The 15,231-nt window shown below is 36.4% G+C and carries 13 protein-coding genes (1 of these 13 running past the window's edge); 3 read left to right on the plus strand and 10 right to left on the minus strand.

Features of this window, described 5'->3' with window-relative positions; all coding sequences use genetic code 11:
- Together NSCAC_RS05455 and NSCAC_RS05460 are read left to right on the plus strand one after the other, a co-directional pair.
- A protein-coding gene (locus NSCAC_RS05455) for a M23 family metallopeptidase (RefSeq protein WP_197743836.1) crosses the window boundary here: on the plus strand, nucleotides 1-1,355 show its 3' portion. Its footprint begins 49 nt before the window's first position; only the last 1,355 of its 1,404 coding nucleotides appear in the window; the start codon falls outside the window, past its left edge; the stop codon is at nucleotides 1,353-1,355.
- Between the two features lie 14 nt (nucleotides 1,356-1,369).
- The gene (locus tag NSCAC_RS05460; RefSeq protein WP_408609555.1) at nucleotides 1,370-2,506 is read left to right on the plus strand and encodes an anhydro-N-acetylmuramic acid kinase; all 1,137 of its coding nucleotides are present in this window, start codon (nucleotides 1,370-1,372) and stop codon (nucleotides 2,504-2,506) included.
- On the opposite strand, the gene gcvPA is transcribed toward NSCAC_RS05460, so the two are convergent.
- The 9 genes from gcvPA to ndk form a co-directional block, all read right to left on the minus strand.
- On the minus strand, nucleotides 2,470-3,825 hold the full coding sequence (gcvPA, locus tag NSCAC_RS05465; protein WP_197743837.1) for an aminomethyl-transferring glycine dehydrogenase subunit GcvPA: 1,356 nt from the start codon (nucleotides 3,823-3,825) through the stop codon (nucleotides 2,470-2,472). The two genes, NSCAC_RS05460 and gcvPA, sit on opposite strands and share 37 nt — an antisense overlap.
- 18 nt (nucleotides 3,826-3,843) lie before the next feature.
- A complete protein-coding gene (gene gcvH / locus NSCAC_RS05470) occupies nucleotides 3,844-4,239 on the minus strand; it encodes a glycine cleavage system protein GcvH (RefSeq protein WP_197743838.1) in 396 nt (131 codons plus the stop codon).
- Between the two features lie 40 nt (nucleotides 4,240-4,279).
- Nucleotides 4,280-5,722, minus strand: coding sequence for a 4-alpha-glucanotransferase (gene malQ / locus NSCAC_RS05475; RefSeq protein WP_197743839.1), 1,443 nt, complete (start codon nucleotides 5,720-5,722; stop codon nucleotides 4,280-4,282).
- Nucleotides 5,723-5,831: 109 nt separating this feature from the next.
- Entirely contained in the window at nucleotides 5,832-7,100 is a 1,269-nt protein-coding gene (glgC, locus tag NSCAC_RS05480; RefSeq protein ID WP_197743840.1) for a glucose-1-phosphate adenylyltransferase, read from the minus strand.
- 103 nt (nucleotides 7,101-7,203) lie between these two features.
- Nucleotides 7,204-8,856: a glucose-6-phosphate isomerase gene (gene pgi / locus NSCAC_RS05485; protein ID WP_197743841.1), complete on the minus strand. Its 1,653-nt coding sequence runs from the start codon at nucleotides 8,854-8,856 to the stop codon at nucleotides 7,204-7,206.
- Nucleotides 8,857-8,861: 5 nt separating this feature from the next.
- Nucleotides 8,862-10,136, minus strand: a complete 1,275-nt coding sequence (gene hisS / locus NSCAC_RS05490; protein WP_197743842.1) for a histidine--tRNA ligase — start codon at nucleotides 10,134-10,136, stop codon at nucleotides 8,862-8,864.
- A gap of 49 nt (nucleotides 10,137-10,185) precedes the next feature.
- A complete protein-coding gene (gene pilW / locus NSCAC_RS05495; RefSeq protein WP_197743843.1) occupies nucleotides 10,186-10,938 on the minus strand; it encodes a type IV pilus biogenesis/stability protein PilW in 753 nt (250 codons plus the stop codon).
- A gap of 34 nt (nucleotides 10,939-10,972) precedes the next feature.
- Nucleotides 10,973-12,043, minus strand: a complete 1,071-nt coding sequence (rlmN, locus tag NSCAC_RS05500) for a dual-specificity RNA methyltransferase RlmN (RefSeq protein ID WP_197743844.1) — start codon at nucleotides 12,041-12,043, stop codon at nucleotides 10,973-10,975.
- Nucleotides 12,044-12,056: 13 nt separating this feature from the next.
- Nucleotides 12,057-12,485: a nucleoside-diphosphate kinase gene (ndk, locus tag NSCAC_RS05505; protein WP_197743845.1), complete on the minus strand. Its 429-nt coding sequence runs from the start codon at nucleotides 12,483-12,485 to the stop codon at nucleotides 12,057-12,059.
- A gap of 148 nt (nucleotides 12,486-12,633) precedes the next feature.
- Here ndk and NSCAC_RS05510 point away from each other — a divergent pair, with 148 nt between their 5' ends.
- Nucleotides 12,634-14,358, plus strand: coding sequence for a proline--tRNA ligase (locus NSCAC_RS05510; RefSeq protein ID WP_197743846.1), 1,725 nt, complete (start codon nucleotides 12,634-12,636; stop codon nucleotides 14,356-14,358).
- A gap of 96 nt (nucleotides 14,359-14,454) precedes the next feature.
- Here the strand turns inward: NSCAC_RS05510 and NSCAC_RS05515 are convergent, their stop codons facing one another.
- A complete protein-coding gene (locus NSCAC_RS05515; protein WP_232085892.1) occupies nucleotides 14,455-15,102 on the minus strand; it encodes a NapC/NirT family cytochrome c in 648 nt (215 codons plus the stop codon).
- Nucleotides 15,103-15,231 lie beyond the last annotated feature (129 nt).

Consider the following 15,231-nt stretch of genomic DNA (forward strand, 5'->3'; position numbering starts at 1 on the left):
AAACTTATAGGCGTAAAAGAAACCATACACCTTGGCTGGTTCTATTAGGGTGTATTGGTATTTTAGGCACTGGAGCTAGTTTAGCACTCTATGATAGAGATCTCTCTAAGAATCTAGATTACAATATTCAAACTCAGCCTGAAACACTGCTAAATCCATCAACTAATACCGGAGAATCCACCTCTCCATTTCCTAAAGACAGGGAAAATGCGATTACTGTCCCTCCTGTACAGAGGGTAGCTAATAGTGAGATTTGGCAAGAAGTTATTGTTGGTAAAGGCGATAGCTTATCGGTCATTTTTTCAAATTTAGGCTTAGATCCACGTGAATCCTATGAGATTATTGCTCTAGGAAAAATAGCTTCTCCGCTAGCTTATTTAATGCCTGGGAATCTATTAAAAATAGCATATACAGAAAGTGAAGGTATTCGTAAGTTATCTAAATTACATACTAGTATTAACACTACTGATTACTTAGAGATTTATCTAAAGGATAATAAGCTCCAAGCTCATAAAATAACACAAGAGCCAGAGATCCATCATAAACTAGTTATAGGAACTATTAAGCATTCTCTAGTTAAAGATGGACTTCATGCTGGGCTTAAAAATACTCAGATCATGAATTTAGCACATATTTTTAGAGAAAATATTGATTTTACCTCAGATTTGCAACCTAAGGATACATTTAAGGTCCTATTAGAAGAAAGCTATTTACAAAATAAAGTAATAGGAAAAGAAACGATTATAGCCGCTGAGTTTATTAATCGAGGTAAAATTTCTCGTGCTATTCGCTATACTGATCTTTATGGTAATAGTAGCTACTACACTCCAGAAGGGGAGAGTCTACGTAGGGATTTCTCTAGAGCACCGGTTCACTATACTCGTATTAGTTCCTACTTTAATGCAAAACGTAAACATCCTGTTTTACAAAAAGTTCGTGCACATAATGGTGTAGATTATGCTGCTCCTTCAGGCACACCAATTCAGGCTGCTAGTGATGGTAAAGTTATTTTTTTCGGAAAAAAAGGCGGATATGGTAATGCTATTATCTTAAAACACAACGAAAAGTATCGTACACTCTATGCCCATTTATCTCGTTTTAAAAAAGGGTTAAAGCGAGGCAAAAAGGTTAAAAAGGGAGAAACTATAGGCTATGTAGGTCAAACTGGGCTTGCAACCGGACCTCACTTGCATTATGAAATTCAAGTAAATGGTATTCCACGTAATCCTCTTACTGTAGAATTACCTAAAGCAGAGAATATTCCTGCCGCTTTTATGGAGGATTTTCAAAATACTGCCCATGAACTTATCACGCAGTTAGAAATGGCAGATACAGATCTTGCAATATTAGATTAAAAAGTAAATTTATTATGCCCCTTTATATAGGTCTTATGTCTGGTACAAGTATGGACTCTATAGACGGTGTATTAATTAAATCAGAATCTTTTGAAATTCAGGCAACCCATACTACTCTTTTTCCTCAATCTTTAAAAAATCAGCTTTCTGAATTAGTAAAAAATCATAAAATTTCCCTAAAAGACCTAGGTACTTTAGATATTAAGCTTGGATACTTGTTTGCAGAAACAGCAACAGAAATACTAAAAAAAGCAAATACTTCTCCTACTAAAATTCAAGGTATAGGAAGCCATGGTCAAACTATCTATCATTATCCTAACCAAACTTCTTATCCCTTTACTTTACAATTAGCAGATCCTAATATAATCGCAGAGATTACAGGAGTTACTACAGTAGCTGATTTTCGTCGTCGTGATATGGCTGCTGGAGGGCAAGGAGCACCGCTTACCTCCGCTTTTCATGCTACTCTCCTACAGAAAAAAATATTTAATCAAGATATTGCTGTATTAAATATTGGTGGTATAGCCAATATCAGCTTATTACCTGCTAATCAAGATCTTCCAATATGGGGATTCGATACGGGTCCTGGTAACACCCTTATGGATCAATGGATAGCCGAGCATCAAGATCAAGTTATGGATCAAAATGGAATCTGGGCAGCCTCTGGACGAATGAATGATGAATTACTACATATGCTGTTGGACGATCCATATTTTTCTTTAAAGCCACCTAAAAGTACAGGTAGGGAATATTTCAATCTATTTTGGTTACAAGACATCTTAAATAAAGTAAATAAAAAAATTTCTCCTGAAGATGTTCAAGCTACTCTATGCACTTTAACTGCAAAGAGCATTCAGTTAGCAGTCACTAGTTCTCACTTTCAGCCTAATGAGCTAGTAGTTTGTGGGGGCGGAGCATATAATAAAACTCTCATGGAGAATCTACAAAGGGTATTACCTCACTGCAAAATTACTACCACCACAGATTATGGAATTCCTCCTAAATGGGTAGAGTCTTGTGCTTTTGCTTGGTTAGCCAAACAAACCCTAGAAGGACTACCCGGGAACATACCTACTGTAACTGGTGCAAAAAGGTCAGTAATTTTAGGAGCTATTTATCCTGCTAAAAAATTACCTAGTTCTTTTGCATAAAGATCCATCTCCTCATGTGTACGCATCTCAGTAGCACACACTAACAGTGCGTTATCACCTAATTCAGGATAATCTCCTCCTAGTGCTATTCCAGCTAAAATCCCTCTCTGACCTAAGTAAGATAAAATCTCTCTAGCAGGAATTGGAAGTTTTAGTACCGCTTCATGGAAAAATGGCTTATTAAATACTAATTGAATACCTGAAATAGCTGCTAATTTTTTCACTAAATAAGATATGTTGCTATGACAAGATATGGCTACTTGTGCTAATCCTTTATAGCCTAAAAGAGACATATGTATGGTTGCAGCAGTAACCATTAATCCTTGATTTGTACAAATATTTGACGTTGCTTTTGAACGGCGAATATGTTGCTCTCTAGCTTGTAAAGTAAGGGCATATCCCGGCTTATTTTCCATATCTACAGTACGCCCTACAATTCGACCTGGCATTTGACGAATATGTGCTTGCTTACAGGCCATAAATCCAAAATAAGGTCCTCCATTTGCTAGGGGTATACCTAAAGGTTGCCCTTCTCCACAGACAATATCTGCTCCCTTATTACCCCACTGCCCCGGTGGCTTAAGCAATGCTAGAGATATGGGATTGACTACGCTAATTACTAAGCTACCTTGATCATGTGCCCAATTAGTTAGTGTGTCTACTTCTTCTAAAGAACCAAAATAGTTTGGCTGAGGAATTACTAGAGCCGCAAAATCATTTCCATAAGATTTTAATGTATCAAAATCAATCGTTCCTGATGAACTATAGGGTACCTTTTGCAAGGTAATCTTTTGATCTTCTACTAAAGTGGCTGTTACCTTACGATAGTTTGGATGGATAGTATCAGGTAGTAAAATAGTAGCTGGTTTATTTCGCATAAGACGAACAGCCATTAATACTGATTCTCCTAATGCAGAGGCTCCATCATAAACTGAAGCATTGCTCACATCCATACCGGCTAGAGAGGTAATCATACTCTGATATTCATAAATAATTTGCAGAGTACCTTGGCTTGCTTCTGCCTGATAAGGTGTATATGCACTATAAAATTCTCCACGGGAGACAATTTCCCATACAGCGGCAGGAATATGATGCTGATAAGCACCTCCTCCAGCAAAACATATTTGCGGTATATTTTCTGTCGCTTTTTTTATCAGCAGCTGAGTAGCTTCTATTTCATTTAATCCTTGAGGTACTGAATGGCTAATTGTAGTTCTTAAATTAGCAGGAATTTCATCAAAGAGAGTATCTATATTAGCTGCACCAATCTTAGTGAGCATTGCTTGAATATCATCGTGAGTATGAGGAATAAATGGCATAATCAATATCTCTCTTAATTAATGATTTTCATCAGCAACAAATTGTATATAAGCCTCAGAATCTAATAATTGCTCAAAGCCTTCCATATTATTTATTTGCAATCGAAATAACCAACCATTGCCATAAGGATCTTGATTAATAAGTTCAGGACGATCTGCAAGCAGCGTGTTAATTTCAATAACTTCCCCATCTATAGGAGCATAAATATCCGAAGCTGCTTTTACTGACTCTACTACCATACACTCTGATCCACTCTGAATATTAGTGCCTACAGCAGGTAATTCAACATATACTATATCTCCTAACAATTGTTGTGCATGATTACTAATACCTATTGTAATTTGATCTCCTCCTTCTTTTTTAACCCATTCATGGGTTTTGCTATATTTTAATTCTGAAGGAACATTACTCATTAAAATTCTCCCTAATTTATTTTTAACCCTTATCTGTTGTTTATAATCGATTACTATTCGCTAGTAAGCCATAAAGCTTTTCTTGTAATCCTGACTTAATTTGCTGCCAATTAAAATACCATCGCCAATTACCTCTAATGGTGCCCGGTACATTCATACGTCCTTCACTACCAAGTTCTAGAATATCTTGCATAGGAATAACAATATATTGAGCTATTGAATTTAATCCACTTTGAATTAAATCCCATGGCATAGATTTTTTGGAATCTCCTAGATACTTATAAATAGTTTGCTGCTTTTTTTTAGATAAACTATTAAACCATCCTAAGGTAGTATCATTATCATGAGTGCCTGTGTACACAGCACAGTTTTCAATATGATTAGCTGGAAGATATGAATTGTTCGGATTACCATCAAATGCAAATTGTAAAATTCGCATTCCAGGTAAATAAAACTGATCTCGCAACGTCTCTACTTCAGGGGTAATATATCCCAGATCTTCAGCGATAATAGGCAAAGTACCATAATAGGACTTTAATGCTGTAAATAACGCTTCTCCAGGGGCAGTTACCCAATGCCCTTTCATTGCTGTTCTATAAGCTGCTGGAATTTCCCAATAAGACTCAAAACCACGAAAATGATCGACCCTTACTATATCATAGAGTTTAAATTGAGTACCCATTCTCTGGATCCACCATTGAAACCCATCAGCTTCCATTTTATCCCAGCAATATAAAGGATTTCCCCAACGCTGCCCCATTTTAGAAAAAGAATCTGGAGGTACACCTGCTACTGAGGTTAACTGACCGTCTTGATCTAAAGTAAAATATTCTGGGTGTGCCCATACATCAACACAGTTATGAGCAATAAAGATAGGCATATCCCCAATAATAAAAATTCCATTTTGATTAGCATAAGCCTTTAGCTTCAGCCATTGTTGAAAAAATATAAACTGTTCAAAACAAAATTGGTTTATACGATCAGTAAACTCTAGTTTGATCTCTTTTAAGTATTTTATATCCCGATTTCGTAATCTTTTAGGCCATTTAAACCAAGGTTTATTACCATGAATCTCTAATAGCGTACTAAATATTGCATAATCCTCTAACCAAAAAGCATGCTCATTACAAAAAGACAGAAAATTTTGTTGAATCTTTTTATCTTGATTAGCCACTTGATAGGCTAGTTTTAGAATTTTCCTCCGATTACGGGATGATGTAGATTGTTTAAAGTTAAACCAAGGCTCATTTGCTAAATTCTGTAGTGAAATAAGTTTTGGATTGCCTGCATGAGCTGACAAACATTGATATGGGGATAAATTACCTTGAGTAGGCCCAAGTGGAAGAATCTGCCATAGACTCATGCCTGATTGGGCTAGGAAATCTACAAACCTATAAGCATCTGCTCCTAAATCTCTATTGGGAAGGGAGGTAATATGAAGTAAGACTCCAGCACATCTTTTCTGGAGTGTACCATCATTCATATAGTACATACTCCTTTATAAAAGTTACTTTTTAATAAAAGGAGCACCAATCTACCAAACAGATTAAACGTAAATCTATAGTTTTTAGCAATAAAGAAAAAAATAGTATTTAATAAATACGATTTTGTCCTAACATCTCTGGGGTTACTAAAACTACGGTTTCTTCACTCACATAAAAGCGATCCTTATCTTTTTCTATATCTTCTCCAATAATTGTATTATCTGGAATATAGCAACCTCTATCTATAATTGCTTTGCTGATACGGCAATGCCGACCTATAACTACATCAGGTAATATCACACTATCTCTAATTTCACTATAAGAATGAATAGAGACATTAGAAAATAACAAGGAGTGATACACCTTAGATCCAGAAATCACACACCCTCCAGATACCATAGAATCTATAGCTATACCACATCTATCTGCTGTATTAAAAATAAATTTAGCTGGAGGTAACTGTACTTGGTGAGTCCATATAGGCCAATCTTTATCATAAAGATTAAGCTCTGGCCTAACACTTACTAGTTCTATATTGGTTTTCCAAAAAGCGTCTATAGTACCCACATCTCGCCAATAACCAGGGTCACCTCCCTGTACATCTCGAAAAGGGAAAGCCATAACTCGATAATTATTGCGGATAATATTAGGTACAATATCCCTTCCAAAATCATGGGAAGTATTCGTAAAATCGGAGTCTCGTACTAATTGTTCATATAAAAAATCTGCATTAAAGATATAAATACCCATAGAAGCAAGGGTTTCATCAGTTTTCCCTGGTGATGGTTGAGGATTTTCAGGTTTTTCTATAAACGAGGTTACCCGTAAATTTTCATCTATCTCTATTACCCCAAAAGCTGAAGCCTCTTTAAGTGGTACATGGATGCACCCTACAGTAACATCAGATTCCCGCTCTACATGATAAGCAAGCATCTCCCCATAATCCATCTTATAGACATGATCTCCTGCTAGGATCAGGATATACTTAGGTTGGTAGGAGCGAATAATATCTAAGTTCTGGTAAACTGCATCTGCAGTACCTACATACCAACTACCTTCTCCAGTACGTTGCGAAGCAGGTAATAATTCAATAAAATCACCAAAATAACCTCGCATAAATCCCCAGCCTTGCTGAATATGGCGGATCAAAGAATGAGCCTTATATTGAGTAAGTACGCCAATTTTTCTAATACCGGAATTTATACAATTAGAAAGAGGAAAATCAATAATACGAAATTTACCTGCAATAGGTACAGCCGGTTTAGCACGCCAATTCGTTAGCTGCTTAAGTCGTGATCCTCTCCCTCCCGCTAATACAAGGGCTACCGTATCTCGAGTTAAGCGGCTAATAAACCGTGCATTATAATTTTCAACCATGACTCTAGCCTCCCCTATAATTAGCAATTACAGAAAATAAAAGATCAGTAGGCATCAGAAAACTCCAATACCTACTGAATAGTATATCTTATTAGAAGGTTTTTTAATCTTGGGTCATATATTTATAATAATTAATCAGCCCATTAGTAGAAGAATCGTGGCTAGTTACCGTACCTTCTGTTTGAAGCTCTGGTAAAATAACCTTTGCTAATTGTTTTCCTAGCTCCACACCCCATTGATCAAATGAATTTATATTCCAAATAATACCCTGCACAAATACTCTGTGTTCATAGAAAGCAACAATAGAACCTAACATGTAGGGAGTTAATTTAGAGAAGAGAATAGAGTTACTTGGATGATTACCCTTAAATACTTTATGAGGGATTAATTGATCTATCTTGTCTTTATCGTAATGTGCTGCCTCTAATTCAGCCCTGACTTCATTTGCCGTCTTTCCTTTCATTAGAGATTCAGTTTGGGCAAAAAAGTTCGCGAGCAAAATTTTATGATGTACGCCTACTGGATTATGAGTCTCAATGGGTGCCAAAAAATCTCCTATAATTAAAGGAGTTCCTTGGTGTAAAAGCTGATAAAAAGCATGTTGTCCATTAGTACCTGGTTCTCCCCAGATAACATCTCCTGTAGCATAGTCTACAAATTCTCCATTTCGAGTCACGCTTTTACCATTACTTTCCATCTGTAATTGCTGTAGATAAGCAGGTAGTCGATGTAGATATTGATCATAGGGTAAAACAGCATGACTTCTTGCCCCTAAAAAATTTATATTCCAGACATCCAACATACCTGCAATTACTGGCATATTTTCTTCAAGAGGTGCTTCTTCAAAATGTTTATCCATTGCATGACCTCCTTCCAATATAGATTCAAAGTTATCCATACCAATATAAAGGGCAATAGATAAACCAATGGCACTCCAAAAAGAGTAGCGACCACCTACCCAATCCCAAAACTCAAACATATTACGAGAGTCGATACCGAATTTTTCTACTTCATTTTTATTTGTAGATATGGCGACGAAGTGTTTCGCAACCGCACTCTCATCTGGTGCTACTCGCAGTAGCCATTCTCTTGCACTATGGGCATTAGTCAGTGTTTCATGGGTTGTAAATGTTTTTGATGCAATAATGAATAGAGTAGTTTCTGGTTGAATATTCTTGAGCACCTCAATTAATTGAGTACCATCAATATTTGAAACAAAATGAGCACGAATTCCTTGTTTAGCATAGGGACGTAATGCTTCAGTTACCATAACCGGTCCTAAATCTGAGCCACCAATTCCGATGTTTACAATATCTTTTATAGGAGCCCCACTAAAACCTAACCATTTATGGCTATGAATTTCATTACAAAACTCTCGAATACGTTTTAATACCTCATTCACTTTTGGCATTACATCTTCACCATCATTAGCAATGATGGGTGTATTAGATCGATTACGCAGAGCAATGTGAAGCACAGATCGATTTTCTGTAATGTTAATTGCCTCACCTGAAAACATCCGTGCAATCCATCGCTTTATATCTCGCTCACGGGCAAGATCAACCAGTAAATTAATAGTTTCTTGAGTAATTCTATTTTTTGAATAGTCAAAAAGAATATCCTTAAGTGTTAAAGAGAATCGCTCGAATCTTTGAGGATCAGAAGCGAACAAATCCCGCATATGGAGGTTTTTTACTTCTTCATAATGTTTAGAGAGTTTTTCCCAAGTGGAAGTATGTGTTACAGGAGTATTCATAAAATTTAACCTTTCAATTGCTGGTTAATATGATCAGGCAATTTATTCCATGGAATAAATTGCTGGGGTTGTGTACCACGTAAATCTTTTATACCTACAGTATTTTGAGTAATTTCATCCTCGCCAAGAATTAATGCCCAGCGAGCACCACTGCGATCTGCCTTTTTCAACTGATTTTTAAAATTACCGCCATTATAATTAGTTTGTAATCGAATAGTAGGTATCTTTGTTCGTAGCTCTTCGGCTAAATATAGTGCTTGCTTTTCTGCTTGTATACCTACAGCAACTAAGTAAGCATCGACGGATGTTTGTGACTCAATCAATCCTTTATCTTTGAGCAAAGCAACTAATCGATCTAAACCAAGAGCAAATCCTGCAGCTGGAGTAGTATTACCACCTAATTGTGCGATTAGCCCATCGTAACGCCCTCCCGCACAAACAGTGCCTTGAGCTCCTAATTGATCTGTTGTCCACTCAAATACAGTTCGAGTGTAATAATCTAAGCCTCGCACTAATCGTGGGTTAATTTTATAGGCTATCCCAACCTTATTAAGTAAGTTTTGCAATAAATCAAAATGCTCACGAGATTTATCATCTAAATAGTCTAGAATTCGTGGAGCTTCATTAATTAGATCTTGTATTTGTGGATTTTTACTATCTAATATTCTTAGAGGGTTAGTACGCATCCGACGCTGACTGTCTTCATCTAAGGCAGATTGATGTTTAGTAAAAAATGCAACCAGTGCCTCTCGATAATTTGTCCTTGATTCTGGTGATCCCAAAGAATTAAGTTCAAGCTGCAACCCTTTTAACCCAAGTTCCTGCCAAAATCGAGCAGTCATAAATATCAATTCTGCATCTACATCAGGTCCTGGTACACCTAAGGCTTCTACCCCAAACTGATAAAATTGGCGATATCGACCTTTTTGCGGTCGTTCATGACGAAACATAGGACCATAATACCAAAGCCTTTGTATTCCTTGTGTAAGTAAATTATGTTGTAGTACTGCACGAACACAGCTTGCTGTACCCTCAGGTCTTAATGTTAAGCTATCCCCATTAAGATCTTGAAAAGTATACATTTCTTTTTCAACAATATCAGTTACTTCACCAATTGAACGTTGAAATAGATCAGTCATTTCTAGTAGAGGCAATCTAATTTCCTGATAGCCATAGTTAGCTAACACTCTATGCAGAGTATCTTCTACTTTCTGCCAGTCTTTAGTTTGCTTTGGCAAGATATCATTCATGCCTCGAATAGCTTGTATTTTTTTAGTCACAATTTATCAGTTAGCTAAATTCTTAATATATCCTAACAATATGTAAAAACTATGGCACTTGCTCTATACTTTGCTGAGCCATTTGATTTTCTACCGAATCTGGGAAATTCTGCTTTAAAAATAAGGCATATTGAGCAGCCATCCCTTCATTATGAAGACTTCTTTCAATATTTATTCCTAACCATAAAGATTGTGCTGTATTATTAGCAATTTTCTGGTAACGTTGCAGATACTCTTGGGCTTCATTATATTGCTTTAACTGAAATTTAATTTCTGCCATATGGTATAAAGAAACTGGAAGGTTTTTTTGAATTTGAAGTGCACTTAAATAGTGTTTCTCAGCCTTTTTATAGTCTCCTAATCTTTGAGTGGCTATTCCAGCATTCTCATAGGCTAAGGCAGGTGTACTATAAAATGGATTTTTTACTGCATTTAAGAAATGCCTTTCAGCTTCCTGATAACGTCCTTGCTGATAAAGAAAAACCCCATAATTATTTTGAGTTTCTGGACTATCCGAATCTAATTTAATTGCTTTTAAGAAATTTTTTTCTGCTTCTTTATTTTTTCCTAATCGTTGATCAAGCAAAGCCAAGCTGCTATAAGCATTTGCTAGAGTGGGATCTTCCTCAATCGCTCGGTTTAGTTTTTGAAATGCTTGCTTAAGATCCCCTTGTTTAAAATACTCAATTCCCATTTGGGTATTAATCTCAGCAGCCTCTTTCATCTTAGTAGAGGGGGTAAAACAGCCTGTTATAGGGGGAGTAACTACTACGATAGTAATAAAAATGCGTATAAATTTCATGGTAAGACATCATTTATTGTTTAATTCTTATTCTTTAATTGAAACGGTGAGTTCTATCCTTTACTTGACCAGCTAGTTGTCCACAGGCAGCAGCAATATCATCACCACGAGTTTTCCTTGTTACAGTAACAATTCCCTTTTTTAATAACACTTCTCTAAATACATTAATTACATCCATACTAGAGCGTTGATACAGACTATTTGTAAAAGGATTGAAGGGAATTAAATTTACCTTAGCTGGAAAATCTTTTAAAAGCTTTGCAAGCTGTTGGGCATGATATGGTGAATCATTTACCCCTGCCAACATAACGTATTCAAAGGTAATAATTCGTTTGTTATTCCCAATAACATAACGATGACATGCAGCAAGTAATTCTTGCAAAGGATATTGTTTGTTTATAGGGACAAGCACATCCCGTAATTTATCATCAGATGCATGAAGGGAAATGGCTAAACTGACAGGGCAAACTACCCGTAATCGATCGATTCCAGGTACCATACCTGCCGTACTTAAAGTGACGCGCCGCCAAGATAGTCCATAAGAAAAGTCGTCTAATATGAGATTCATAGCGGTTACTACGTTATTAAAATTAGCAAGTGGTTCTCCCATGCCCATCATTACTACATTTGTAATCGCTTGAGAATTAGCCTTAGACTGCTTTAATGACTCATTTGCTAGCCATAATTGACCAATAATTTCAGAAGTTCGTAAGTTACGATTAAATCCTTGTTTCCCCGTTGAACAGAAAGAACAATTTAAAATACACCCTACTTGAGAAGAAATACAAAGTGTCCCTCGGTTCTCCTCAGGAATAAAAACAGTTTCAATACAATTTCCACAAGATAAACGTAGTAACCATTTACGAGTTCCATCTGTTGAATCATACTGGTGCTCTATTTTAGGAAGATCTGTAACAGTATATTCTGCCAACTTTTCCCGTAAAGACCTGCTTAAATCTGTCATCTGATTATAGTCAGTGACAAAGCGCTGATGTATCCAATTGAGTACTTGACGAGCACGAAAAGGTTTCTCACCAAGATTTATAAAAAAAGACTCCAGCTTTATCCGATCTAAATCGAAAATATTAATTGGATTATTAACCACAACAGCTTAAAAATTAAGTTCTACAACAAATTTCCTCTGGCTTAAAAAAGAATTCAATTTCCACTTTGGCTGTATCTGGTCCATCAGAGCCATGAACTGCATTTGCATTGATGCTCTCTGCAAAATCTGCTCGAATAGTGCCAAGTGCTGCCTCTTTAGGATTTGTTGAACCCATAAGCTCACGGTTTTTTGTAATGGCATCTTCTCCTTCAATAACTTGTACTATAATAGGTCCTGAAATCATAAATTCTACAAGATCGCTATAGAATGGGCGCTGGGCATGTACAATATAAAATTTTTGTGCTTGCTCTCTATTAAGCTGAAGCATTCGCATTGCCACAATTCTAAGGCCAGCTTTTTCAAAGCGAGCATCAATTTCTCCAATTACATTCTTTGCAACTGCATCTGGTTTTATAATAGAAAGCGTACGTTCAATTGCCATTATGTAAAACACTCCATTAAACTTAAGTACTTCATTATGCTTTTCAAAAAAAACATAAAAATGATACCACTATCATTAAACTTAATGATAGCCTGGCAGTAAATACATAATGAAATCAACAAAAAGATTAAATTTTATTTAAAAAACTATGAGAGCTTCCCAATACTTACTTTCAACTACTCGTGAAATTCCTACTGATGCAGAAATTATTAGTCATCAACTGATGCTTAGAGGAGGCTTTATTCGTCGCCTCACAGGAGGAGTCTATACTTGGCTACCTCTAGGATTAAAAGTATTACGTAGAGTTGAAAATATTATCCGTGAAGAGATGAATCGGATAGGTGCTCAAGAAGTACTTATGCCTGCGGTACAGCCAGCTGAACTTTGGCAGGAAACAGGCAGATGGGATCAATATGGACCTGAGCTACTAAGATTAATTGATCGGCATCAACGATACTTTTGCTTTGGTCCTACCCACGAAGAGATTATTACTGATTTAGCACGCCAAGAGTTAAAAAGCTATAAACAATTACCTATACTTTTTTATCAAATTCAAACCAAATTTCGAGACGAAATCAGGCCTCGATTTGGTATTATGCGTGCTCGAGAATTTTTAATGAAAGATGCTTATTCCTTTCATTTAAATCAAGAATCATTAGATCATACATACCAGCAAATGTATGAGACTTATACTCGCATCTTTACTAAAATTGGTTTAAATTTCCGAGCAGTCCAAGCAGATACAGGATCTATTGGGGGTAATACTTCCCATGAATTTCATGTCCTTGCTGATTCTGGTGAAGATGCCATTGCTGTCTCAAATCAAAGTGACTATGCGGCCAATGTTGAATTGGCGGAGGCATTACCTCCTTCAAATTTAGAAAATACCTTGCCTAAGGAGAATTTAACTTTAGTTGATACACCAAATCAACATACGATCGAGGAAGTAAGCCAATTCCTAAATGTTTCCCCAAAACAATGTCTCAAAACCTTGTTAGTGCATGGTATCGATAGCCAATTAGTCGCTTTAGTGTTTCGAGGTGATCATGATCTTAATGCAATCAAGGCACAAAAACTCCCTCAAATTGCCAGCCCCTTAAAATTTGCTACTTCAGAGGAAATATGGGATATGTGTCAAATTAAAGTAGGATCTATAGGTCCTATAAGTTTAAATATTCCTGTTATTGCAGACCATAGTGCAGCAGCATTAATCAATTTTATATGCGGTGCCAATATAGAAGGTAAACACTTTACTGGAGCAAACTGGGGTCGGGATTTACCCAAACCTGTTACTGCTGATATTCGTAATGTGGTTGATATGGATTCTAGTCCTGATGGAAAAGGATATTTATCTATTACTCGAGGAATAGAAGTGGGTCATATTTTTCAGCTAGGCAATAAATATACCCAAGCAATGGATGTATCAGTGCTCGATGAAACTGGACATGCTATAGGTCTTACTATGGGCTGTTATGGTATCGGAGTGTCTCGAATAGTTGCTGCTACTATTGAGCAGAACTACGATGATTATGGAATTATTTGGCCAGCTGCAATTGCTCCTTTTCAGCTAGCTTTAATTCCCATTAATAGGCATAAATCAGATCAAGTGAGAGAAACAGCAGATAAGTTGTATATAGAACTTCAAGATGCTGGTTTTGATGTCCTGCTAGATGATCGTGAATTACGACCAGGGGTTATGTTTGCTGATATGGATTTAATTGGTATCCCCTATCGTTTAGTCATTAGTGAACGAGGATTAGAATCCGGTACCGTAGAGTATAAGGGAAGGCAAGATAAAGAAAGCATTCAAATAAAGCTAACTGATTTAACTTCAATACTTAAAACTCATTTAAATCTAAGCTATTCGTCTTAATAAATAACCTAGGCTTATAAAAAACAAAAACCCCAGGGTGTCCCGGGGTTTTTTATTCCTAACAAATTAAGAAATAAACTAAAATATAGCTTTTTCCTAATAGCGATCATCCTGAGGGTATTTATCTGTCCAATCAATAGGCTTATCCATAATCACCATTTTACCTTGTTTCTTACTTTCATTCAGATCAGTAAACTTCACGTGTTTATGTACAAGATTTTGATGGCAATCAATACAGGTCCATCCTTGCTTTAATTTTTTATGAGCTTTTTGCCCAGATTTTGGCACAGGTTGTGGATTTACATGACAACTTTTACAGGTAAGACTATCCCAATTTTTGATATTCATACGTGCATGCTGTGCCATTTCTTGGCGACGCTCATCGAATTTATCAATCGTAGAATAATCTTCAAAAATTTCCAGATAGAGCTCTCTAGCACCATCAACTACATGAGTAGCTACTGCTTTATGGAAATTAGATAACCCGCGAGGAATATGGCAATCTTTACAACCTGGATCTAACCCATAGGATCCATAATGAGGGGATTCCTTTAATTCCTTATAAGGATAGGACATAGAATGACAGCTGGTACAGAAAGTAGTTGTTGATAGTGCTGCCTCTCCACCAAAAACCACAATAAGTAAAGCAAGTAGGCTTCCTGCACCAATTAGTACAGGTCGCCAATTTACTTCAAGATATTCACGAATGGCTTGCCACCATTGCGTTAACTTAGACAACAACATAGCTATTTACTCCTTGGGCGATATAGTGTGTTCTTACACTTCTTATAGATTAGATAAGGATAAACCATACAAAAATATATTTATTGCCTCTTGCTCAAAACGTTTTATATTGCTTTATCATTAACACAC

The sequence above is a fragment of the Candidatus Nitrosacidococcus tergens genome, assembly GCF_902810445.1.
In the GTDB taxonomy this organism is placed as follows: domain Bacteria; phylum Pseudomonadota; class Gammaproteobacteria; order Nitrosococcales; family Nitrosococcaceae; genus Nitrosacidococcus; species Nitrosacidococcus tergens.

Coding starts and splice junctions, on each gene's coding strand:
- NSCAC_RS05460 (WP_408609555.1), top strand. CDS start 1,370: ATGCCCCTTTATATAGGTCTTATGTCTGGTACAAGTATGGACTCTATA.
- gcvPA (WP_197743837.1), bottom strand. CDS start 3,825: ATGCCATTTATTCCTCATACTCACGATGATATTCAAGCAATGCTCACT.
- gcvH (WP_197743838.1), bottom strand. CDS start 4,239: ATGAGTAATGTTCCTTCAGAATTAAAATATAGCAAAACCCATGAATGG.
- malQ (WP_197743839.1), bottom strand. CDS start 5,722: ATGAATGATGGTACACTCCAGAAAAGATGTGCTGGAGTCTTACTTCAT.
- glgC (WP_197743840.1), bottom strand. CDS start 7,100: ATGGTTGAAAATTATAATGCACGGTTTATTAGCCGCTTAACTCGAGAT.
- pgi (WP_197743841.1), bottom strand. CDS start 8,856: ATGAATACTCCTGTAACACATACTTCCACTTGGGAAAAACTCTCTAAA.
- pilW (WP_197743843.1), bottom strand. CDS start 10,938: ATGAAATTTATACGCATTTTTATTACTATCGTAGTAGTTACTCCCCCT.
- ndk (WP_197743845.1), bottom strand. CDS start 12,485: ATGGCAATTGAACGTACGCTTTCTATTATAAAACCAGATGCAGTTGCA.
- NSCAC_RS05510 (WP_197743846.1), top strand. CDS start 12,634: ATGAGAGCTTCCCAATACTTACTTTCAACTACTCGTGAAATTCCTACT.
- NSCAC_RS05515 (WP_232085892.1), bottom strand. CDS start 15,102: ATGTTGTTGTCTAAGTTAACGCAATGGTGGCAAGCCATTCGTGAATAT.